Source organism: Acidobacteriota bacterium, from assembly GCA_035471785.1.
In the GTDB taxonomy this organism is placed as follows: domain Bacteria; phylum Acidobacteriota; class UBA6911; order RPQK01; family DATIPO01; genus JANQFM01.
In genome coordinates, this window is record DATIPQ010000068.1 from 1 (window position 1) to 21,522 (window position 21,522).

At 62.8% G+C, this 21,522-nt stretch carries 18 protein-coding genes and 1 pseudogene; 12 read left to right on the top strand and 7 right to left on the bottom strand.

Features of this window, described 5'->3' with window-relative positions; all coding sequences use genetic code 11:
- Window positions 1–75: 75 nt before the first annotated feature.
- Window positions 76–168: pseudogene (locus tag VLU25_09860) on the top strand (hypothetical protein).
- Window positions 169–297: 129 nt separating this feature from the next.
- Here the strand turns inward: VLU25_09860 and VLU25_09865 are convergent.
- The 3 genes from VLU25_09865 to VLU25_09875 all read right to left on the bottom strand — a co-directional run bounded on the left by VLU25_09865 (window position 298) and on the right by VLU25_09875 (window position 3,210).
- A complete protein-coding gene (locus VLU25_09865; protein HSR68236.1) occupies window positions 298–1,644 on the bottom strand; it encodes an amidohydrolase family protein in 1,347 nt (448 codons plus the stop codon).
- Window positions 1,645–1,729: 85 nt separating this feature from the next.
- Complete coding sequence (locus VLU25_09870; protein HSR68237.1) at window positions 1,730–2,305, bottom strand: hypothetical protein; 576 nt, start codon at window positions 2,303–2,305, stop codon at window positions 1,730–1,732.
- 101 nt (window positions 2,306–2,406) lie between these two features.
- Entirely contained in the window at window positions 2,407–3,210 is an 804-nt protein-coding gene (locus VLU25_09875; protein ID HSR68238.1) for a helix-turn-helix domain-containing protein, read from the bottom strand.
- A gap of 214 nt (window positions 3,211–3,424) precedes the next feature.
- Here VLU25_09875 and VLU25_09880 point away from each other — a divergent pair, with 214 nt between their 5' ends.
- From VLU25_09880 to VLU25_09895, 4 genes are all read left to right on the top strand, one after another.
- Window positions 3,425–3,829 carry a VOC family protein gene (locus VLU25_09880; GenBank protein ID HSR68239.1) on the top strand — a complete coding sequence of 135 codons (405 nt, stop codon included), beginning with the start codon at window positions 3,425–3,427 and terminating at the stop codon, window positions 3,827–3,829.
- 31 nt (window positions 3,830–3,860) lie between these two features.
- On the top strand, window positions 3,861–4,214 hold the full coding sequence (locus VLU25_09885; protein ID HSR68240.1) for a VOC family protein: 354 nt from the start codon (window positions 3,861–3,863) through the stop codon (window positions 4,212–4,214).
- 260 nt (window positions 4,215–4,474) lie between these two features.
- Complete coding sequence (locus VLU25_09890) at window positions 4,475–5,650, top strand: TlpA disulfide reductase family protein (GenBank protein ID HSR68241.1); 1,176 nt, start codon at window positions 4,475–4,477, stop codon at window positions 5,648–5,650.
- 137 nt (window positions 5,651–5,787) lie between these two features.
- The gene (locus tag VLU25_09895) at window positions 5,788–6,699 is read left to right on the top strand and encodes a hypothetical protein (GenBank protein HSR68242.1); all 912 of its coding nucleotides are present in this window, start codon (window positions 5,788–5,790) and stop codon (window positions 6,697–6,699) included.
- Here VLU25_09895 and VLU25_09900 read toward each other — a convergent pair.
- Complete coding sequence (locus tag VLU25_09900; protein HSR68243.1) at window positions 6,696–7,541, bottom strand: isochorismatase family cysteine hydrolase; 846 nt, start codon at window positions 7,539–7,541, stop codon at window positions 6,696–6,698. The two genes, VLU25_09895 and VLU25_09900, sit on opposite strands and share 4 nt — an antisense overlap.
- On the bottom strand, window positions 7,534–8,820 hold the full coding sequence (locus VLU25_09905) for a Zn-dependent hydrolase (protein HSR68244.1): 1,287 nt from the start codon (window positions 8,818–8,820) through the stop codon (window positions 7,534–7,536). Before VLU25_09905 ends, VLU25_09900 begins: the two co-directional genes overlap by 8 nt.
- Before the next feature lie 476 nt (window positions 8,821–9,296).
- Between VLU25_09905 and VLU25_09910 the strand changes: the two genes are divergently transcribed.
- The 6 genes from VLU25_09910 (at window position 9,297) to VLU25_09935 (ending at window position 18,830) form a co-directional block, all read left to right on the top strand.
- Window positions 9,297–10,001 carry a phosphoadenylyl-sulfate reductase gene (locus tag VLU25_09910; protein ID HSR68245.1) on the top strand — a complete coding sequence of 235 codons (705 nt, stop codon included), beginning with the start codon at window positions 9,297–9,299 and terminating at the stop codon, window positions 9,999–10,001.
- A 25-nt stretch (window positions 10,002–10,026) separates the two neighbouring features.
- Window positions 10,027–11,805 carry an NADPH-dependent assimilatory sulfite reductase hemoprotein subunit gene (locus tag VLU25_09915; GenBank protein ID HSR68246.1) on the top strand — a complete coding sequence of 593 codons (1,779 nt, stop codon included), beginning with the start codon at window positions 10,027–10,029 and terminating at the stop codon, window positions 11,803–11,805.
- Window positions 11,802–12,653, top strand: coding sequence for a CbiX/SirB N-terminal domain-containing protein (locus VLU25_09920; protein ID HSR68247.1), 852 nt, complete (start codon window positions 11,802–11,804; stop codon window positions 12,651–12,653). Before VLU25_09915 ends, VLU25_09920 begins: the two co-directional genes overlap by 4 nt.
- A complete protein-coding gene (gene cobA, locus VLU25_09925; GenBank protein ID HSR68248.1) occupies window positions 12,646–13,419 on the top strand; it encodes a uroporphyrinogen-III C-methyltransferase in 774 nt (257 codons plus the stop codon). The genes VLU25_09920 and cobA overlap by 8 nt, the downstream gene beginning before the upstream one ends.
- Before the next feature lie 76 nt (window positions 13,420–13,495).
- Window positions 13,496–16,558: a hypothetical protein gene (locus VLU25_09930; protein ID HSR68249.1), complete on the top strand. Its 3,063-nt coding sequence runs from the start codon at window positions 13,496–13,498 to the stop codon at window positions 16,556–16,558.
- 1 nt (window position 16,559) lies between these two features.
- A complete protein-coding gene (locus VLU25_09935; protein ID HSR68250.1) occupies window positions 16,560–18,830 on the top strand; it encodes a hypothetical protein in 2,271 nt (756 codons plus the stop codon).
- A 3-nt stretch (window positions 18,831–18,833) separates the two neighbouring features.
- Here VLU25_09935 and VLU25_09940 read toward each other — a convergent pair whose 3' ends face one another.
- Both VLU25_09940 and VLU25_09945 read right to left on the bottom strand, forming a co-directional pair.
- On the bottom strand, window positions 18,834–19,439 hold the full coding sequence (locus tag VLU25_09940) for a DUF4126 domain-containing protein (GenBank protein ID HSR68251.1): 606 nt from the start codon (window positions 19,437–19,439) through the stop codon (window positions 18,834–18,836).
- A gap of 96 nt (window positions 19,440–19,535) precedes the next feature.
- A complete protein-coding gene (locus tag VLU25_09945) occupies window positions 19,536–20,369 on the bottom strand; it encodes a DUF4097 family beta strand repeat-containing protein (GenBank protein ID HSR68252.1) in 834 nt (277 codons plus the stop codon).
- A 126-nt stretch (window positions 20,370–20,495) separates the two neighbouring features.
- Here VLU25_09945 and VLU25_09950 point away from each other — a divergent pair, with 126 nt between their 5' ends.
- Window positions 20,496–20,999, top strand: coding sequence for an N-acetyltransferase (locus tag VLU25_09950; protein ID HSR68253.1), 504 nt, complete (start codon window positions 20,496–20,498; stop codon window positions 20,997–20,999).
- The last annotated feature ends 523 nt before the right edge of the window (window positions 21,000–21,522 follow it).

The window sequence follows — 21,522 nt, forward strand, 5'->3', positions numbered from 1 at the left end:
TTAGAGGATGTCAGGAAGCAGTCAAAGGCCCGGCAGGCACGCCTAGACACGCCTTCGAGAAACCCATCGTCATTCATGCTGCTGACCATCGAAACATCACACCGGCCCGCGACAGACCTGGGATATCTCCTCGTCAAGCACTCGGATAGGTGCCAGACCTTTTTGCTGGAGCGAGTACGAGATCGTTCCTCGGAAAGCCGGTAAGTGCGGGTGGCCCTGTTATGAACCCAGGCAGATGGCGAACTGTCTGAAACAACTCGACGAGGCCACTGGAGGTGGCGGAAACGCCCGAAAAGATCACTTGTGGGCCTCTGGAGAGGGCGGTTTGAAGAGGAGGCCGCCTTTGATGACGACGTCGACGCTTTCCAGGGCCCGGATGTCGGCCAGTGGGTCGCGGGTAACGGCGATCAGGTCGCCCAAGCGTCCGGGTTCCAGCGCTCCCACATCGTCCCGGCCCATCACCCGGGCTGCCCTCGAGGTGGCCGAACGGATCGCCTCCATGGGCGTCATGCCGCGCTCCACCATGATGGCGAACTGGCGGGCGTTGTCGCCGTGCGGATAGACGCCTGAATCGGTGGCGAAGACGATGGTGACGCCCGCCTGATGAGCCCGGCTGAAGCTCTGCCGCTGGGCCTCGGTGGTTTCGGCGTTCTTGCGCAGAAACTCTTCCGGCCATCCCTGACGGCGGCCCTCGGCCTCGATGTAGTCGCCGTTGTAGACGTCCATGGCCAGCGCCACTCCATGGCGGAGGGCCAGTGCGATGCCCTCGTCGTCAATCAGCGAAGCGTGCTCGATGGTGTCGGCCCCCGCCACTATGGCCTCCTTGATGGAGCGGGCGCCGTGGGCGTGGGCTGCAACCTTGAGTCCGGCGGCGTGAGCCACCTCGACCACGGCGGCGATCTCTTCGGCAGTCATTTCCGGCTCTCCCGGGACGCCCCCGTAGGCCAGCACCGCCCCCGAGGCGATCACCTTGATCAGATCGGCGCCTCCCTCCACGACGGCCCGCGCTTTTTCCCCAAAAGCCTCGGCTCCGCGGGCCACGCCCATGCGGACGTGTGGCGGGATCTCTTCTTCGGGAACGCCGGGGATCACCAGATCGCCGCCGCCGCCGGGAATGGTGAGATAGAAGCCCGCCGATTGAATACGGGGTCCCGCCACCTGTCCCGCATCGACCTGGTCGCGGATGCGGGTGCCCGTCCACCCCGGGTAAGCGCCCACGTTGCGGACGCTGGTGAAGCCCGCCATCAGGGTTTTCTCAGCGATAATTCGGCTTATTTCATCCTGGTTTGCTTGTGTGCGGGTGTAAAAGGACTTGAGGTCGGCGGTATCACCGGCCCGGTCGGTGACGTGGGTGTGCATGTCGATCAGCCCGGGCAGGCAGACGTGGCCCGACAGATCGAGCAGGGGGGCGTCGTGAGCGGACTGGCCTGAAGACACGATCTCGCGGATAACGCCGTCCACGATGAGGACGGTTTGATCGCTGCGGACCTGATCGGATAGCCCGTCGATCAACCGTCCGCAGCGGACGGCCAGCGTGCCGCTGTCGGGCGTGAAGGGAGCCCGCGTGACAGGAATCTGGCCTGTGCAGGCCGCCAGGCAGGCCAGCCACAACAAGATGGGAACAAGCGCTCGCAGCAGGATCATAGTTGCAAGATCCTCTCGCGGCACGGGCGAACTGCTCGTGTCCAGGCCAGTTTAGATCAAGGCACGCTCTGCTGCGAGGCGGATGTCAATCCCAGTCGTGGGGACGGACTGTGCGCGTCCAGCGGTTGGTGAAATAGTGCTCTAATTCCCTTCCCGGCCAACCCAGGTGGTAGATTTCGGTGAAACGGTAGGCATCGCTGATCTCCAAGGTCAGCCGGGCCCGGATGCCGGGTCCGCTTTCCACCGCCTCAGAGGTGCAGACGACCTTCATGCCGTCAACCTCGCAGGCTGAGCGGACCACCACGCCTTCTTTCATGAATTCCCTGTAGACGAGGCGTTTTTGCTGGCTGTCGTAGCTGAAAACGCCCAGTTCTTCGTGCTGATCGCCTTCGGGACTCTTCTCCTGAGGCAGACGTACCGAAACATGCCGGCTTTCAAGAAACCGGTCGCCTAGAATGAAGCGGTATCGCCTTAAGCCTTTCCCCGTTCCCAGCTTGCCGCTGATCTCGCCTTCCCAGGTGCCGACCAGCAGCTTCAGCGGACCCCAGGGGTCAGCCTGCCCTTTCGGCTCGGCTTCCTGCTCCTCTTCTTCTTGGCCAAGAAGAAGGTCTGTCGGCATCGCGAAGAGCAAGACTGCCGTCAACAGGAACCAACAAGGCATCGGTCGCTTTCTACGCATGTCATCTACTCCCATATCAGAGCGCTTCCTTTCTTCGACCTGATGATAGAGTGACGCAGCCCAGGCAAAATAGGAAAAAACCGTCAATCGATTTCTAGAAAAGAGACATTCTGGGTGGCCCGGAATTGGCGGGGAGTCATGCCGGAAAAGCTCTTGAATTCGGCGTTGAAATGGGACTGGTCGTAGTATCCGCAGTTCTGCGCGATTTCGGTGAGCGGTGTGCGGCGCCTGTCCCGTACCTGTCGGCAGGAATGGAGGAAGCGGGTGAGCCGGGCGAAGCGCTTGGGCGTCATGCCCAGGGACGAGGTGAAGGTCCTCTCCAGGCCCCGCTCGCTGAACCCCAGGTCGCGGCAGAGTTGAGGGATTCTAAGATCGCCCTTGCGTCTCCACACCTCGCGCACGAGCGGTTCGACCTGCTCTTTGTGATGACGGTGCAGTTGGGCCAGCAGGAACCGTTCCAGCAGTTCCACCCGCTCCCGGTATCCGGACGCTCCAGCCAGCTTCGCTTCCAGTTCACGCGTCGCGTGGCCCCAAAGGCTTTCGGCGTCAACCTGGGAATCAGCCACTTCGCTAACCGGCAAGCCCAAAAAGTGGCAAGCCCCCCAGGGATGAAAGCGGGCTGAAATGAAACCACAGGCTCCTTCCGGCCGGAACTCCACAAAACGCCGGGTCTGCGACACGGCGACGCTGCGCGGCTGCCGCGCGAACTCTTCCCCGTCGTAGCGGCAGACCAGGGGAGTGCGCCAGTGAAAGACCACTTCCACAAGCCCGTCCGGCACTACCCTCTCAGGCGAGCCGAACGATTCCGCCTGATCAACCTCCAACACCCAGATCAGCCGCACATAGGGCCGAAGCTGCGGGCGAGGCACCAGTTCACGGAAATGCATCCTCAACAGAATATCAGGTATTCGACGCTCAGCGTCCCGTGGCCTCCGGGATTCAACGGACACGTCCTGTCGCCCAGGCTTAACTCGCGGAACGGGTGACTCGAATGGACGTCTATGGATGCGGAGGGCCGTCATGGTATTGAAACGCTCGCTGTTGGTGCTTGGATTTATCGCTATTCTCTCTTCCCTCGCCTGGGCCCAAGAGGGGCAGGAGATGACCGCCGGATTTGAGGTGGTGGGAGAGACGTTTGTCGCTGTGCAAGTGCCGGATGCCCAGGCCTCGGCGGAATGGTATCAGAGGGTTTTGGGGTTGGAAGAGGTCAAGAGGCTGGATGCTGAGGACGGGCGCTTTTCCATCCGCATTCTGGCCCGGACGGGCTTGACAGTCGAACTGATCCGCACCAACACGGCCGTGGACGTCTCCGGGACGCCCCGTGGACTCTTCAAGGCCGGATTCTACGTCGACGACATCGGGGCAGCCTTCCGCTGGCTGAACTCGCAGCAAGTCGAAACCGACGAAGGCATCTTCAGCGACGAGGCCCTCTCCGTGCGCACCTTCGTCTTCCGCGACCCCGACGGCAACCGCCTGCAAGTCTTCGCTAAGCTCTCCGAGAACTGAACTCGCTTCCCGCGCTAAACTGGATACGATCATGAGTGCACATCAAAAAATCAACTACGTGGAATTCCCGGCCAACGACCTACAAGCGACCAAGAGCTTCTTCCGCAAGACCTTCGGCTGGTCGTTCCAGGACTATGGGCCCACCTACACCAGCTTCTCCGACTCCGGGTTGGCGGGCGGTTTCTTCAAGTCCGGACTGAAGGCCAGCACCGCCGACGGCAGCGCGCTCGTCGTGCTCTACAGCAGCGACCTCGAAGAGACCTACGAGAAGGTCGTGAAAGCCGGCGGTTCCATCGTCAAGGAGATCTTCTCCTTTCCCGGCGGACGCCGCTTTCATTTCACCGAGCCCAGCGGCAACGAACTGGCGGTCTGGTCAGATGCATAAAGCTAGAGGTAGCGAGCAGCCTCATACCGCCGAGAGCAAATAAGCCCTCAGCGCGGTTGCTGAAACTTGATTCGTGTGTGAACTTGTTGGCCACCAAGTGCTGCCGGTCATAAATTCTGAGCCAGGGCCCTCCTTTTCTTGTTCCTGGAAGGGACACATTCGTTAGCCCAGCGACTGTGTTAGCGCGGGCCTCAGGTACCTTTCCACCGACCTCTATTCCAGAAGCGTCTAATGGACAAACGGGGCTAGAGACGATAACCTTGACAGAAAGCGTTGCGCCGTCAAGCATAGGAGAAGTCTCGATGAATCGTCATCTCTCATGGATTACTGCTCTAGTTCTTTGTTCGGCCCTAGGCGCACTGTCGTCCGTTGCGGCCCAGTCCCGCGGGGAGGCGATGGTCGAGATTCCTCTCGAAATCGGGCCATGGGATTCCAACGTCAGCTCTGTCTTGTCTCTTACAAACCAAAATCGCGAGCCCCTGAAGCCAGGTGAGGAGCTGTCAGGAAACTGGGACGGCTTAGCCTACAAGGTCCTGCGCCGTGAGGATGACTCTCAGCCCGTCGACTTGTGGGTGGACAGAGATGGCGACGAGACACCCGATGAGCCAGTGATCAGCCTCGAGCCGGACCAGGAAGTCCCTGTCACTGTGCGGTGCCGCCTGGGAGGCGCAAGGGAGTGCCGCTTGATGGTCAAACTCAACTACGATGATGACCACATCCATAGGATTCTTAGGCGCCCAACTTATGCTGCTCACGGACGCCTGGAAATGGGTGAATGCTCGATTCCGATCGTCTTTCGGGATTTCACGGCCGACGGTAGATTCGACACCAACGATCTTCGTAGAGGCACGGCCCTGGGCTTGGATTTCGATCAGGACGGCCGCATCTACGGCCGCCGCGAACACGTCGGCGTGGAGGTCTTTCTGGCCTGCGGCAAGGTCTGGATGATCGATGATATCGACTCCTCCCGGGCTGTTTTGCGGCTCTCGCGAGCGGGTTGGCCCCTGCCGGAATCGAACGAGCCGATGGCGCCCCTCGCTTTTCAGCTTAGGGATGGCGGCCAGCTCGAGTTGGCCAGCCTTCAGGGGCGGTTGACCGTCCTTGACTTTTGGGCCACCTGGTGCGGTCCCTGCGTAGCCGCCATGCCGAAGCTTGAAGAAATGCACACTCGATACGGCGACCGCCTACAAGTTCTTGGCCTGATACTGGACAACCGTCCGGACAAGGAAAAGGAGATTCTGCAAAAAGCGGGCGTAACTTACCCCAACCATGCCTTGCGCGACGGCGAATTCGACACCGCCTACCGCGTACTCAGGTCCGCCCACCGAAGCATACCCCTCTACATTGTGCTCGACGAGGACTCGCGCTTCATCGCCGGCCTCTCCGACGCCGAAGAGTTGGCCGCCCTCATCAAGGAACGCTTGCCAGAGCCGTGATCTCCCTGGCCGGTGGCAAGGTTTACTCTTGGAGTTGAGGGGTGGCTCTCAAGGCGTAAAACAACGCCGTCAACACCAGAATGTGATTATAAGGGGTAGCGAATCTTCATAGGGGGCAACCTTGAAAGGGGATTGTGATGGTGAATCGGCTGGTGTTGGGTTGGGTGATGGTTGGGTTGACGGCTTTGGGGATGGGATGCGGGGACCGGTGGGGCCGGAAGGGCACGGGGCTGGACCAGGTTGAGCAGTGGATTTACTTTGTGGCCGGGGACGAGGAGCAGTCGGATATCTACCGGATGCGGGCGGATGGGGCGGAGCTCGAGCAGATCACCGACGATCCGGCCAATGACTGGGGGCCGCGTTGGGTTGCCGGGGCGGGCAAGATCTCCTTCGTCTCCGACCGCAAGGGCCAAGACTGGGTCTATTGGATGAACCTGGACGGCTCCCAGGTGGAAGAGATCATGGCCAATCCGGCCGGGGACGAGGCGCCCGAGTTTTCCTCCGACGGCCAGTGGATCCTCTTCTCGTCGGACAGGGACGGAAACCGCGACGTCTACCGCAAGCGGCGCGACGGCACGGCTGAAGTGAGGCTGACCTCTCACCCGGGAGAAGACAAGCAGCCGCGCTTCTCCCCCGACGGACGCCAGGTGGTCTTCACCTCCAACCGCGACGGCAACCAGGAGATCTACCTGATGGAGTCGGACGGATCGAATCCCGTTAACCTGACCCAGCATGAGGCCGACGAGGGGCATCCGTCCTTCGCGCCTGACGGCGACAGCATCCTCTTCCGGTCGGGACGCGATGGAAATCAGGATATCTACGTCCTCGACCTGGGTAGCGGCGACTTGCGTCAGATCACCAAGGCGCCTTCCTGGGAACTGGTGGCCGGATTCTCGGCCGACAGCCGCAGCGTCGTTTTCGGGTCCAACCGGGATGAGGATTGGGAACTCTATGTGGTGCCTGTGCTCGGCGGAGACCCTGTGCGGCTTACGCGGCGTGCAGGTTTTGACGGGGACCCGATATGGGTTTGGATAGAGAAGGGGTCTTAGTGGGCGGCGGCGGCTTGGGGGGAGCCGCCGACTTCTTCGACGACCTCCTCTGTGCTGAGGATGCGGCAGTAGCGGTTGCGCAGAGTTTCCACCGTGAACGTGTGGCGCTCTTCAGTGACGGTCGCGCAGGCGTCTTCGACCAGAATCACGTAATAGCCCAAGTCGCTGGCATCGCGAATGGTCGTCGAGACGCATTCATCGGTGTAGACGCCGGTGATGAACAGCGTCTCGATGTCGAGATTATTCAAGACATAAGCGAGGTTGGTGGCCGAGAATACGCCGCTGGCGGACTTATTGATAATGATCTCGTCGCCCATGGGCGCGATCTGCTCCAGGAAGTCGGCTTCCTTCGATCCCGGGGCGGCCAGCAGTTGCAAGCGCTTGTGGGCCGGCGAGCGGTCCCGCCCGTCCTTGGTCAAAGACTGAATGCGCACGTGGATGACTTCCTGATTGAGATGACGGAAGTGGTCCTGCAAGCGCCGGACGTTGGGCAGCACGACCTGCTCTAATCTATGGAAATAATATTGCTGAGCCTCTTCGGGAACGCCTGAGTCGACCGCTTCGGCGAAGACCCCATGTCCCGGGGCCGCGTCCAGGTACTGCATGTCGATGCACAGCAGTGCGCAGCCCTCCACGGGCTCGCGCTGAAAGCGCTCCGGGTCCTGCACGACCCAGCCGCGGTAGGAATCTTCCAGCGGATCGACGTTGATGAACTCTTCCTGGGGAGGGGACTCCTCCCCATCCCGGGGGGTGTCCGGGGCCGTTTCCCCGGCCTTGCGGCCAGCCCGGGGGGTGTCCGGGGCCGTTTCCCCGGCCTTGCGGCCAGCAGGCTTGTCAGGCATCTTCGAATTCACCTCCGGCGATTCGGATAAGGGAGTTGAGCATCAGGTTGGCACCGCTTTCGATGTCTTCCCAATGGGTCCATTCGGCAGGGGAATGGCTGCGTCCGTCCTTGCTGGGGACGAAGATCATTCCCACGGGCGTCATCTTGGCCATGATCTGGGCGTCGTGAGCCGCCCCCGAGGGCATATGGCGCGACCTGAGGTCTAGCTCGTCGGCCGTTTCCGAAATGATCTCGACCAGCCGCTTGTTACAGTCCATGGGCGCCACCTGGCTGAGGACGTCGAACTCGAACATCAAGTCGCGACGCCGGCCCAGCGCTGAGAGGACGCGCCGGAAAGCGCCGGCCAGATCTTCCAGCACCTGCGCGTCAGGGTCGCGCACGTCGAGGGAAAACTCGACGCCTCCGGGCACCGTGTTGGCGGTTCCCGGCGTGAGGTCGACCTTGCCGATAGTGGCCACCGAGTCGTCGGAACCGTTTTCATCCAGCACCCGGCGCACCTCGTGTGCGAACTCGGCCAGCCCGTTGAAGGCGTCGCGCCGCATGTCCATGGGCGTAGTGCCGGCGTGATCGGGCTGGCCGATCAATCGCACCGACCACTTGAAGAGCCCCACGATCTCGTCCACCACACCCACTGTGGACCCCTCGGCATCCAGTACCGGGCCCTGCTCGATGTGCAGTTCCAGATAACAGTGCAGGCTGTCGGGATTGCGGCGGGCCAGCAGGGCCGCTCGCGGTTCCAAGCCTTGTCGGTGCATCACCTCGGTCAGAGCCACTCCGTCCAGATCCCGAGCCGCCTCGATGCGCTCGGGCGTCAGTTCGCCGCAAAGGGCCGAGGACCCGAAAAGCCCCCCGAAACGCCCCTCTTCGTCGGAGAAAGCCACCAGCTCCAGCGGATACTTGAGCTTCAGCCCCTCCTCCTTGACGCGCCGCATGCACTCCAGCGAAACCAGCACGCCCAAGGCTCCGTCCAAGCTGCCGGCGTTGGGGACCGTGTCCAGGTGCGATCCGGTCAGCACGGCAGGAGCCTGACCGGCGTCGGCGAAGCATCCCAACACATTGGCCGCTTCGTCCATACGGGCTTGCAATCCCGCCTCCCGCAGGCGATCCATGAGCCAGCGGCGGGCTTCCATGTCGGCGTCGGTGAAGGCCATGCGGTATATGCCGCCATCAGCCTCGCGGCCTATCTTGGAAAGCGCTTCGATGTCTGATTGCAGGCGCTCGAAATCGACGCTGTAGGTTTCTCTCTGTGAGGACTTCTTGGAGGTGGCTTGGGTCATGAAACTTTTATCCTACCACTTGCTGCGCGTTGCTTCGCAACTTCCAAGCTCCCAAAACCAACTCCCAATGAAGTGTGCGAATTTATGCAACTGATCGTCTTCGGCTCTCGTCTTCTAACTATCGACAGCAGATTTTGTGGTTGACAAACACCACCTGGTCTCGCCTAGAATGGTGAACGCAATGACCAACCTGGACCAGTCCGGCTCTTTTCACGCGGATTCTTCAATCCACGCTGGACGCACCTACGCTCCGGCCCTCAGCGGTTCCCCCTGTTGCTGCTGTTGTCCCCGTCACAGCTAGTCCTGGAGCGTACCTGACGGCGGTCTTCCCCTGAATCAGATTTTCAACACAGCCCGCAGGTAGCTTCTCCTGCCGGGCTTTATCCATGCCTCGTGGCATCTCCAAGCCCGGCCCAACCGGCCTTTTCTGCGCCGAGGTGTATCCCAGTGCACTAAATGAACCTTGGAGACCCGAGATGACTTCGCCTTCGACATTAAAACTAACCGACCCTCCGGCACACGAAGAATGCCCGCCCCAGCACCTTGTGCGCTGGAGCCTGCAACGCTTCGAGAATCAGCGGCTGGTGCTCACCACGGGGTTCGGAATGGAGGGCTGCGCACTGATCGACCTCTACGCCCGCCATCAAGTCGCGCTGGATGTGCTCTATCTGGACACCGGCTTCTTTTTTCCCGAGACTCACCGCCTCATCGACCGGCTCAAAATCCGCTATCCCCATCTCAACTTCATCGACAAGGGCACCGACCTGACGCCTGAGAAACAGGCCGAGATCTACGGAGAGCGCTTGTGGGACGCCGACCCCGATCTGTGCTGCCGCCTGCGCAAGGTCATCCCCATGGAAAAAGCCCTGGCCGACGTCGACGTTTGGGTGACCGGGCTTCGACGGGGACAGTCGGCCCAGCGTGCTCACTTGAGCCAGGTGGAATGGAACTGGAAATACCAGGTTCTCAAGGTCTCTCCGCTGGCTTATTGGAGCCGCCGCCAGGTGCGCCGCTACATCGATCAGCATGACGTGCCTTACAACGAATTGCACGACAAAGGATTTCCCAGCATCGGCTGCACTCACTGCACCCGCCAGGTGCAGGGCCTGTCGGCGGACGAGTATTCGCGCGAGGGCCGATGGAACGGACAAGAAAAGACCGAGTGCGGACTTCATACCTGAGCCGCCCTATTGGAATGGGATAGACATGAACACCACACCTTTCAGCAAAAAGAAAACGCCGACCCAGGCCAAGCCGTCCAAGGTGGAAAAAGCCAAAGAAGGCGGACGCTTCCTGCGCGGAACCGTGGCCGAGACGCTGGCTGGCGACAAGGACCGTTTCTCGCCCGACGACGTGCAGCTTCTCAAGTTCCACGGCGTCTACCAGCAGGACGACCGCGACTTGCGCAAGGAGCGCCGCAAAAAAGGACTTGGCAAACACTGGCAGTTCATGATGCGGGTGGCCCTGCCCGCCGGCATCATGACCGCCGGCCAGTACCTCAGGCTCGATCAGGTGGCCGACCGGCTGGCCGACGGAAGCCTGCGCATCACCACCCGCCAGGGGATTCAGTTCCATGGCGTTCTCAAAGGCGACCTCAAGGCGGCGGTGGCGGAAATCAACGACAGCCTCATGACCACTCTGGGAGCCTGCGGAGACGTGGAACGCAACGTCATGGCCTGTCCGGCCCCCATCGACGATCCGGCTCACCGGGCCGTGCAGGAACTGGCCGAGGAGATCAGCCGCCAACTGCGTCCCCGCTCGGGCGCCTACCATGAGATTTGGATCGACGGCGAGAAAACGGTCTCAACCAAGCCCCCTGAGCCGGCGGCCGAGGAAGAAGATTTCTACGGAGCCACCTACTTGCCACGCAAGCTGAAGACCGGCGTGGCTTTGGAAAACGACAACTGCATCGACATCTTCTCCTACGACGTGGGACTGGTGGGGATGCTGGAGGACGACGAGATCGTCGGCTACAACCTGCTGGTGGGCGGCGGACTGGGCATGACCCACAACAAGCCCGAAACCGTCGCCCGGCTGGCTGAGCCGCTGGGCTATGTGGAGCCCGGGGACGCGGTCGAAGCGGTGCGTACGGTAGCGGCCATCTTCCGCGACCACGGCAACCGCTCCAACCGCCGCCAGGCCCGCCTCAAGTACCTGCTGGAACGCTGGGGACTGGAGCGCTTCCGCCGCGAGTTCGAGCGCCGCGCGCCTTTCAGGCTGCAACCGCCGCGCCAGATGGGACGCCTTCCTTTCCACGATCACCTGGGGACCCAGCGCCAGGGGGACGGCCGATGGTTCTACGGGCTTTTCGTGCAGAACGGGCGCATCACAGACCGCGAGGGAAAGCAACTGCGCACGGCCCTGCGCCGCATCGTCCAGGAGCTTTCTCCCGGAGTCCACGCCACGGCCCAGCAGAGCCTCCTGCTGACCGGCCTCGACTTGCCCTCGCTGGAGCGGGTCAAAGGGCTTCTGCGTGAGCACGGAGTAGAGGAAGCGGGTCAGCTCACTCAGGTGCGGCGTCATTCCATGGCTTGCCCCGCCTTGCCCACCTGCGGCCTGGCCTTGGGCGAAAGCGAACGGCTCTTGCCCTCGGTGCTGCAAGAGCTGGAACGCGAACTCGATGAGTTGGGCCTGAAAAGCTCGCCCCTGACCGTACGCATGACGGGATGCCCCAACGGATGCGCCCGTCCTTATACCGCCGACTTGGCCTTCGTGGCCCGCTCGCCCAGCACCTATCATGTCTTCGTCGGGGGACGCCTGGAAGGGGACCGCATCGCCGACCTCTTCGCTGCCGACGTCAAGCCCCGGGACTTTCTGGAGACGCTGCGTCCGCTGCTGCGGCTGTGGTCTTCGCAGCGGCGCCGGGGCGAAAGCCTGGGAGATTTCTATCAGCGGCGCCTGGGTGACGGAAGCCACAGGCGCCGCATCACCGGCAAGGAGGAGCCCACTCAGGCCCGCCTTCACTCGCTGGAGGTGGCGCTGTGAGATCGTCCGCCCCATCTCATGCCCTCATCCTGGCCGCTCACGGATCGCGCCGCCGCAAAGAGGCCAACCGCATCGTCCGGGATCACGCGGTGCGCTTGCAGAGAGACTTCGGCTACCCCCGGGTGCAGGCCGCCTTCTGGCAGGGGCGTCCCGGTTTCGGCGAAGTGCTCGACAGGACTCCGGCCGAGCGCTATACGGTGTTGCCTCTTTTCACCGCCGACGGCTACTACGTGCGCCGCGTCCTGCCCCGCGAACTGGCCGGGAACAGACGTTACCAGAAGGAACGGGTGCGCATCACGGCGCCGCTGGGTCTCAGACCCGAAGTCCTTCACATGGCTGAAGAACGCAGCCGCATCCTCCTGCGCGACTTCGGACTGAGCGGCCTACGCAGCACCCTGATCGTCATCGGCCACGGCACTCGCCGCCACGCCCGAAGCCGCACCTCTACCTTGAAGCTGGTGAAGCGGCTGCAAGATCAGGAGACGTTCAGCCAGGTGCTGCCCGCCTTTCTCGACGACTCTCCAGGTTTGCCGGAGGCTTTTGCCCAGGCTGGGGGCGAGGCAGTCATCCTGCTTCCCTTCCTCATCGGAGGCACCTTTCACGCCTTGCATGACATTCCCCGCACGCTGGGCTTGCGCAACGGCCAGAGGGCCCATCGCGGGTCCGGGCACCCCTTGCCCTCGGCGCTCCTGCAGGGTGATCGACTGCTGATTTTCGACCGGGCCTTGGGAGAAGATCCCTCCGTTGCCGCCGTCCTTGACCGCATGGCCCGGTCCGACGTGGAGGGAACGTTGCCGGGTTTTCTGCCCCCCCACCTGCAGGCGGAAGGAGCCAACCGACATGCCTGACCACCGGTATCAGGTTCAGGGCACGGTCTACCTGGTGGGGGCCGGACCGGGCGACCCCGACCTCATCACGGTTCGAGGACTGCGTCTGCTTCGCCAGGCCGACGTCATCCTCTACGATCGCCTGGCGGCACGCGAACTGCTGCGCGAAGCCAAGCCGGGAGCCCGCCTGATCGACGTGGGCAAGCGGGCCGGCCGGCCCTCCACGCCGCAGGAGGAGATTCACCGCCTGCTGGTTTTGCACGCCCGTCGCGGACGCACGGTAGTGCGCCTCAAAGGGGGCGATCCCTTTGTCTTCGGGCGCGGCGGCGAGGAAAGGGAAGCCTGCAAGAGGGCCGCCATCGCCTGCGAAGTGGTGCCGGGAGTCTCCAGCGCAGTCGCCGCCCCGGGCGCCGCCGGCATACCCGTCACCCATCGCCAGGTCAGCCGTCACTTCGCCGTCATCACGGCCCGCAGCAACGGAAAGGGCGCCTCCCTCGACTATCGGGCGCTGGCCGCTATCGACACCCTGGTCTTCCTCATGGGACGCGGCCGGCTGAAACAGATCTGCCGGGGATTGATCGAGGCCGGACGTCCCCCCGACACACCCGCCGCCATCGTCGAGAGGGCCACCACGCCCGACCAGCGCAGTCTGGTGGCCACGCTTTCCGATTTGCCCCTGCAGGCCGATGACAACGCCATATCCACCCCTGCCGTCATCGTGGTCGGCGAGGTAGCGGCGATGGCTCCCCAAAGGGCCCTCCGGCAGGCCCTGCAAGCTACCGCCTGAGAATCCGGGGCCGGCACTTGCTTCCAGCAGGTGTTTGCTTTAAGTTGACTTCACTTTAGTTCTTCGGACAGGAACCATGATCTATCCTGAGCCTTGGATCATCTTGCGTTTTCGTTGGAGAGGGCCTCGCCTGGGCCTGGACGTCTCCACCCGCTCGCGTCGCCGGGCGCGTTTCGTCCTCGGCAGCGAGGTCGAGTTCTACTTGGAAGAGCTCTCCCGCCTCTCCCAGGCGGAACCCCTTCAATGGCCCGACACGACGCCTCCTCATGCCCCTTTGCAGGGTCTTGACTCCCTCATCCAACGAGAGGTGGGAGAGTGGAGCGGCGTACCGGCGCTTTTCGTTTCCCCGCCCCCCGGATGGGAATCCACGCCCTGGGAGGCTCTGGCCCGCCACCTGTGCGGAGCAGCCTGTCCCCCTCCGCTTCGCCTCTCCTCGGCCAAGAGGGAGCAGCGGACCGAACTGCGGCTGCCGCTTCGATTGATGGGGGTGGACGATGAGGGCGGCGAGTGCCTTGAGACCATCGCTTCCCAGTACTGGTACGGAGAAGAAATCGCCAACCGCGGGCTGCAATTGCTGCCCAGCAAGCGGACGCAGTGGCGTCTGGACCTGCAGGCCGGCCGCTGCGACATTCTGGTGCTGCCGCGGGCCGAGCTATCCGACCTGCGCTGGATCAACCGGCTTCCCCTGGCACAGCGCCCCCGGCTGATCATCTGCTCTCCGCCTCCCGGACTGCCCTGGGCCGGCTACCATCCCAGCGCCCATCCCGGCGGCTGCGCCCTGCTTTGGCAGGAGCCTTCGTTGACGGCAATACCCTCGCTGGCCAGCGCCGAAATCATGGAGGAAATCGTCCACGATCATCCCTTGCACGTGGTCCTGGAACGGCTGAGCTCCTCGCTTGCGGCAGGATGGCTGTTACTGGCCGATCCATTTACCAACCAGGGGCTGCGCCTGCGGGGGGCCTTCCGCAAGCTGCGCCGCCAGGGCCTTTCCATGGAAGCGCTCCTGGGTGGAACCCAGGTGGAAAGTGCACCCGCAAAAGAAGAGGCTGAAGAACCGCCTCCCTCGGGCACGAGATCGCGGGAAGGCGAGCCGCCACGGCCCAAGCGGCGATCGATGGGGCCATCTCCGCAAGAATTGCAGCGCAAGATCCGCGACGCTATCTCGGCGGCGGACGGCCAGATTGCAGACATCCTCCACGACCTCAAACGCAGCAACCGCTCCCGCCCCTCCTTCGACCGGGAGAGCCGCGGCTTGGTTCCCCTCAGCCGCATGGTCCGCGACATCTCCCGGGCCCGCACCCTGCGTCGTCTGATGGAGGGCGCCGTAGCCGCCGTGCGCTCTAAGCGTCGAGAAGGAGAGGCCGGGGCGGAAGGCCCCGAGCCAGCGCCGCCTCCGCCGAGACGGGTGGACGCCGGTCTGGAGCGTCTCGATACCAAACCCCTGCTTTCACCGGTCAAGGAGAATTGGAGTTTGGAAGCGGGCAAGCGCTACCAATTGCGCGTCCACATCGGATTTCCACTCCAAGGCAGCCTCTTCCAGGACGCGCCCCCGGCCGTCGATCCCCTCTTGCCCGATCCCGACGAAAAGGGTGGGCACAAGTTGGAAATCACCGTCCAGCCCAAGGATTTCAAGTTGCTGTCCAATCCCCTGCGCCGCGCCTATCTGCCTTCCCAAGGCGGGACTGATCCGGTCTATTTCACGGTGCGGGCTCCGCGGCGTCACGGTCCCGCCCAACTGCGGATCTGCCTTTACTGCCGCAATCACCTCTTGCAGTCCTTCCTTCTGCATGCCCTGACCGGCAAGCGGGAAGCCAAGCAAAATCCGGCGGATGGAAAGAATGCCCTGCGGGTGGAGCTGGAGCACTCGGCCACCCAGCGCTTCGAGGATCTCGACAGCTTCAAGGGACGGCTGCTCTCCATCGGCAGCAACCAGAACGACCGCGACGGGAGCCACGAACTGACGGTCAAGGGCCAAGCGGCGGCCGGCAACTTGAGTCTGTTGCCCATGCTTCATTCAGGGATCGTGGACGAACTGCGCAAGCTGCTCAATGAGGCCACAGCCGATCCAAACAACCAGCCCAGGTCGTATCCAGTCATCGCGCCGGGCCAACCGCTGAGCGGGGAAGGCGCCAAGGTTGTCCGTCTATTGGCCGAGAAGGGTTCCCAAATGTTCCGCAAGACCTTCCGCCAAGCCGGACGCGACTCGAGCCGCCTGCAAGAGGCGCTGCGGCTGGTGCGCCAGAGCAGCGACCAGGTGCTTCAAGTTGTGCGCTTCGATGAGAACTTCGCCATACCCTGGCCCGTCCTCTACGACTACCGCATTCCCCGGGTGGCCAGTGGCGATCCCCCCGCCCCCGTCTGCAGCGGACTGGTGCTGAAGGATGGGAAGGCGCAGCCCTGCGGCCACGATCAGCAATCGCGCGGTACCTACTGCGTGAGGGGATTCTGGGGCGTGCGCCACCGGATTGAGGAGCTGATCGCAGGACATGAAAGGCAGCGCCTGGAGAAGGTGATCCGCACCCAGTCGAAAGGCGCTGTGCGGGTGGCCATCGACGAAAAGCTCTCGGCAGCCGCCACTCTGGTAGCGGACCTGAAGGAAGCTCTGGGAGAAGACATGGTCGAAGTGGGCCCGCTGGATGACGACCTGCTGCTCGACCTGCTCTGGGAACGGGATAACCGCCCCGCCATCCTCATCGTTCTGGGACACCTTGAGCAGCGCGACCTGCCGGGCGAACTGCCGGGGCCGCGCATCGTTCTCACCCGGGGCAAGTCCTGGCTGCGCGAGATCGACATCTCCGACCGCGTCATCAACGACGACCATTGGGACCAGCCCAATACATTGGTGCTGCTGCTGGCCTGCGAGTCGGCCGCCACCGACCTGAAGACCCTCAACGACCTGCTGCTGGCCGTGGACTCGGCCCGGGCCGGAGGCATCGTGGGAACCGAAGCCAAAGTCGGTTCGACGCTGGCCGGCCAACTGGCGGCTGAACTGTCCTCTTCGCTGATCAAGGGCAATGCCACTCTGGGGCAGGTGCTCACCGACTTCCGCCGCAAACTTCTGCAAAGCGGAAATCCCCTGGCCTTCGTCTTTCAATGCGTGGGGGATGCCGACCTGAAAATCGTCCTGGGAGACTCGTGAGATGAGGAAAACGCTGATCGGCCTTTTCTGGCTTTGCCTTCTGACGGGTCCCGCCTGGGCTCAACCTGCCTTTCCGGTGGCCGAGCTGCAACTGCCTCCAGACTGCGGCTCCGGGCATACGGTCACAGTCCCCCTGTCAGGGGCCTCGAGCGAGAAGTACGGCGGCCAGGGCCCGAGCATCGTATACGCTGAATTCGAGGGAACGCAGCACTCCAACCTGACCGATACCGCCCAAATCGAGTGGGGACAGGTGATCGAGGGTTCCTACCGTCATGTGGTGCTGCGGGTGGACTGCGATCTCATGCGCGGAGCCGGGTCCTACCGCTTTCTCATCCACTTCCCCGGTCGAGGCCAAACCGCCGCCGCTCAACAGTTCCTGACTCTCAAACGGCCCCCGGCCGCCCTTCACCTCCCCGCCGAGTTGCGCCTGGACCGGCCTTGTCTCCTTCCCGGTCCACTGTGGTGCCGCGATTCGCTGGAGCGCGAATTCTCCATCAGCGAGACGACAGGGTCGTCAAAGGTCAGCCATCTTGAGGTTCAGCCCGAACTGGAACTGAAAGACGACTCCTTCGGCTCCCTCCAAGCCCGCCTTTCCGACCAGGAAGACCTGACGATCCCGGCCGGACGCAGCCGGTCCATCGGCCTGCTCCTGAGCGGAGAGCTGCCCTTGGGCACCACCCGCGGGACGCTGCGCTTCACCGCGCCCCAATTGTCCGACTGGCAGTCGGTTGACGTGGTGGTCCGCAACCGCCTGCGCCGCTGGAATATCGGAGTTTTTGTGCTGGCCGGTTTGCTGGGCTCCTTCTTTCTCAAGATCTATCTCAAGAATCGGCTGCAACTGGCAGAATCCCAAAAAGCCGCAGCCGAGCTGTTGGTACAAGCCCGCGATCTGCACCAGCGCTACGCCGACCCCGAAATGCGTAAAGCCATCGAGGAGAGTCAGGAAAAGCTCGCTCTCGATGCGGCCCTCGAAAACCGAAATGCCGAAGCCATAGCAACCGCCGTGACCGCCTACCGGCAGCTACTCGACGATGCCCTGAAATCCTGGCGCTCGCGCCGCGAAGCCTTGCTGCCCCGCATCGAAAACCTGCGCAAGGCGGTGGAGCGGGATTGGAAGGTTCCTGCAACCGTTTCCCAAAGCCTGGAGACGCCCTCAGGGCCGCTCAAAGAGGCGGACAAGCTGCTGCGTGAAGGCAATGTCAGCGGAGCGGAAGAGAAGATCGACGGGGCGGAAGAAAGCCTGGTCAAGAGCCTGCGCAACCAACTCAAGGAATGGACCCGGCAATCGCGCGAACTATGCCGTCAGATCACCGACCCCAACGCCGCCGTTCCTCCCGCCGGGCGCGAAGCGGCAAAAGTCTACCAGGCGCGGCTCGAAGATTCGCTGAGCGGATTTGAACTGGATTCCCTCAAGGCAGAGGCCGTTCCAGCGCTGTTGTCGAAGGTGGAGACGGCCCGCCGGGAACTGGACTGGGTTTGCCAGGAGACAGCCTTCAAGATGCGGAGCCAGGCGGAGACCGTCCGCAGCACGATCTCTGCTCAAGAATCCTGGCCTGACCCCGAATCGCTTCAGCAGGGTTTGACCACTTTGGACCGCATCGCTGAAGAAGCCCTTACCTGGCCACGCTCTCCACGCCAGGCGCGAGAACGCCTCAGCAAGGCCTCCGCCCGGGTCAAGAAGGATTGGGATCGAGTATTGCAGGCCCAGCAGGTCGATTCCGCCATCTATCTGGAGGCGCTCAAAGAGGGCGACCTGATCAAGGCAGTGCAGGCGGTTGCCAAGGCGCAGTCGCCCCCGCCCGCACGGGAAGAGCCTGAGGAAGGCGAGATCTTGGGCGGCGGCGAGGCGGCTCCGCAGCCGGCCCGAGCTCTGGGGGGCGAAAGAGGGGTTCTCGGGCTCTTCGGTTTGAGGCGTTTCCTCGCCGACAGCGAGTCGGGCTTGCCGCCGATGGGCGAATCCAGGCTGGTGCAAGGCGGGCGTGCGGCTCTTCCCTTCTTTTCATCCCTCTTCTCCGCCGCGCCCCAGGAGAGGCTTTCCGCCCGGCGCTTGCAGGTCGAAGCCCGCAAGGCCATCTGGTGGAGCAAGTTCTACCAGACCCTCTTGATCTTTCTCATCTTCACCCTGTGGGGCATCTGGTTTTTCTGGGATGACTTCGTGGGAGATTTCCAGCAGTTCGCTCAGATCTTTTTCTGGGCCTTCGGTCTCGACATCACCGTCGACCGTCTGCTGGAAGCCACCAGGGAGAAGCCCGGCAAAGGCTTCGCCCAATAGTTCTCAGGCAGGCGGCTGTTGAGCGGGGGCAGGACGATTGGAGCCGCTGAAGATGCGCTTGAAGAAGCGGAAGAGCAGGTAGATGACGGCGGCTGCCGCCAGCACGATGATCAATCCCACCACCAGGGCGACGTAGGGATAGCTTGAAACCAGATAGAGCAATCCCAGGCTGAGAGCGTCCTCGCCGAAACTGAGCACCCAGTTGGAGACAGGCTCGGGAGAGGCGTTGACGGCCGCCCGCGTGGAGGCTTTGGCGCCGTGGGTGGTAAAGGAGACGGCCCCGCCCAGCAGGGCCGCCACAATGAGGTATTCCTGCGGCATATCGGTGAAGGATGAAGCCGCCAAGTAGGCGCCGGCAGGTACACGGATAAAGGTGTGCACCGTGTCCCATACGTTGTCGACGTAGGGAATCTTGTCGGCGAAGAACTCCACCAGAAAGAGGACGCCCGCTGTGATCATGACCCAGGGATTGGCCACCACCTCCATCGACTCGGGCAGCGTCAGCCACTCCAGGCGGTGCATGGCGCCCAGAGAGAGGATGGTCAGGTAGAGGTTAATCCCGGCCGTGACGCTGGAGCCCAGCGCCAGAGCGATGTGCATGATGTCCATGGCGTCCTCCCCAGGAGCCTATGTTAATCCCTCGGCTTCCGAGACGCCATCCCACTTGGAGGTTGGTCCGTGGGGGTTGGCGCCTGCCGCAGGCTCTTAGCGCCGCTTGAGGGAAATGTCTCCCTTGTAGCTGGAAACCCGCAGGCGGGGACCGCCGCCGTTGATGGTGCTGCGGAAGTCCTTGCGCGAGATGTTTCCGCGGGTGCGCAGGTCGAAGTCGCTATGCAGGTCGGCCCTGCGCGAGAGGTCGGCGTCCAGGTCCAGTCCCTGCTCGGAATTCATCACCAGGGTGATGTTTCCCTTGTAGGTGTTGAGGCGGGAATCGGCCTCGATGCTGTCGATCTCGGCGATGACCCGGCCTTTATAGGTCTCGATATCGAGTCCGCCCCGTACGCCGCTCAAGTCGACGGTGCCTTTGTAGGTTTCGAGGCGAAGCTCGCCGACCAGATCACGCGCTTCCACCCGGCCCTTGTAGGTTTCCAGGTCGATGCGCCCCTCGACCCCGTAGATCTCGATATCCGACTTATAGTCGTCGACCTTGAGATTCAGAGAGCGGGGAGCGCGGATTTGGTAGTGGACGTAGGGCAGGGTCTTGGAGCTACCCCAAAACCATCCCTCCCGCCGGCTGGGTACGTCGTCGTAGTCGGACTTGATGGAGACGCCCGAAGCCGTCTGGCGGATGCGCACTTCGGTGGCGTCCACGATCCGGCGGGCATACTCTCCGTCGAGGTCCGAGGGAGCCTCTACGGTGGCAATCACTTCCACTTCCTGGCGGTCCCAGGAACTGATGTGTATGGTGCCTTTGTAGGCGTCCACCGTCAGCCTCTCGCCCGACGTGAAAGGCAGTGTTTCAGAGAATTGTTTTTCCTGCGCCAAGGCAGGCATCAGCATCAGACAGGCGATGAGCCCGATCCATAGCACTTGCCGCATATCTGCATCTCCTTCCTCAAAGTCTGCTCCCCGGCCGGGAGTCCCGTTGCTTGTTAGAGCATACGGCATCTTGCGCCGAAAGGTTCAATCTCGCTCAACCTATGCCATGCGGCTACACTACAAGGCATGAAGATTCGCTACCAGGAGGAGGGAGACCGGGAAGCTGTCCGGGCCGTCAATGAGGCGGCCTTTGAAACCGCGGCCGAGGCCGACTTGGTGGAGAGGCTGGGCGAGCAGGCCCGACCCTTGCTTTCGCTGGTGGCGGAACAAGAGGGCCGGGTGGTGGGGCATATCCTCTTCACGCCGGTGTCGCTGTCGGGTCATCCCGGTCTCAGGATTATGGGACTGGCGCCGATGGCGGTGCTTCCCGGACAGCAGCGGCGCGGAATCGGTTCGGCCCTGGTGCGGGAAGGGCTGCGGGAGTGCCGGCGCCTGGGCGCCGTGGCGGTGGTCGTGCTGGGTCATCCCCGCTATTATCCCCGCTTCGGCTTCGATCCCTCCTCGCGCTTCGGGATCGATTGCGAGTATGAGGTGCCTGAGGAGGCCTTTATGGTGCTGGAACTGAGTGCGGGAGCGCTTGAAGGCAGAGAGGGGACCATTCGCTACCATGAAGCGTTTCGGGGGCTGTAGGGCGGTCGGGATCGCCGCAGGGATGCGCTTCCCACCAGACCTGTTCCCGCTCAGACCTCTGGGCGGGTAGCCGCCGGGAAAGCGGGAGGCGTATCCCCGGGGCCGACGGGCATAGCGCTTCAAAGGGGCTCGCCAGCGGTAAAGAGCAACCTCTTACCCCGAGAGCAATTAAGCCTCCACCGCGCTCACCGGAACTTGACTCATGTGTGAACTTGTTGGCCACCTCGTGGCCCTAGTGCTGCCGGTCATAAGTTCTGAGCCAGGGCCCTCCGTTCTTGTCCCTGACAGGGACAGATTCGCCAGCCCAGGGTCAGCCGCGGCGAGCGCCAGCGAGACGGCGGCGCCACCCTGGGGTTCAGACGGCAAAGGCCCCAACGCTGAAAGCGTGGGATAACGCGACAGGGTGGCTCAAAACTTCTGACGCACTGCCCTAGCGGTGATGGGCTGACCGTGCTAGCCTCCATTCCGGAGGTGTCCCGATGAAAAGCGCATTGCTCTCGCTGCTGGTGATTTTTTCGTTTCA

Coding starts and splice junctions, on each gene's coding strand:
- VLU25_09905 (HSR68244.1), bottom strand. CDS start 8,820: ATGACCCAAGCCACCTCCAAGAAGTCCTCACAGAGAGAAACCTACAGC.
- VLU25_09950 (HSR68253.1), top strand. CDS start 20,496: ATGAAGATTCGCTACCAGGAGGAGGGAGACCGGGAAGCTGTCCGGGCC.
- VLU25_09940 (HSR68251.1), bottom strand. CDS start 19,439: ATGGACATCATGCACATCGCTCTGGCGCTGGGCTCCAGCGTCACGGCC.
- VLU25_09875 (HSR68238.1), bottom strand. CDS start 3,210: ATGCATTTCCGTGAACTGGTGCCTCGCCCGCAGCTTCGGCCCTATGTG.
- VLU25_09915 (HSR68246.1), top strand. CDS start 10,027: ATGAACACCACACCTTTCAGCAAAAAGAAAACGCCGACCCAGGCCAAG.
- VLU25_09870 (HSR68237.1), bottom strand. CDS start 2,305: ATGCCTTGTTGGTTCCTGTTGACGGCAGTCTTGCTCTTCGCGATGCCG.
- VLU25_09930 (HSR68249.1), top strand. CDS start 13,496: ATGATCTATCCTGAGCCTTGGATCATCTTGCGTTTTCGTTGGAGAGGG.
- VLU25_09910 (HSR68245.1), top strand. CDS start 9,297: ATGACTTCGCCTTCGACATTAAAACTAACCGACCCTCCGGCACACGAA.
- VLU25_09880 (HSR68239.1), top strand. CDS start 3,425: ATGACCGCCGGATTTGAGGTGGTGGGAGAGACGTTTGTCGCTGTGCAA.
- VLU25_09945 (HSR68252.1), bottom strand. CDS start 20,369: ATGCGGCAAGTGCTATGGATCGGGCTCATCGCCTGTCTGATGCTGATG.
- cobA (HSR68248.1), top strand. CDS start 12,646: ATGCCTGACCACCGGTATCAGGTTCAGGGCACGGTCTACCTGGTGGGG.
- VLU25_09865 (HSR68236.1), bottom strand. CDS start 1,644: ATGATCCTGCTGCGAGCGCTTGTTCCCATCTTGTTGTGGCTGGCCTGC.
- VLU25_09935 (HSR68250.1), top strand. CDS start 16,560: ATGAGGAAAACGCTGATCGGCCTTTTCTGGCTTTGCCTTCTGACGGGT.
- VLU25_09895 (HSR68242.1), top strand. CDS start 5,788: ATGGTGAATCGGCTGGTGTTGGGTTGGGTGATGGTTGGGTTGACGGCT.
- VLU25_09885 (HSR68240.1), top strand. CDS start 3,861: ATGAGTGCACATCAAAAAATCAACTACGTGGAATTCCCGGCCAACGAC.
- VLU25_09900 (HSR68243.1), bottom strand. CDS start 7,541: ATGCCTGACAAGCCTGCTGGCCGCAAGGCCGGGGAAACGGCCCCGGAC.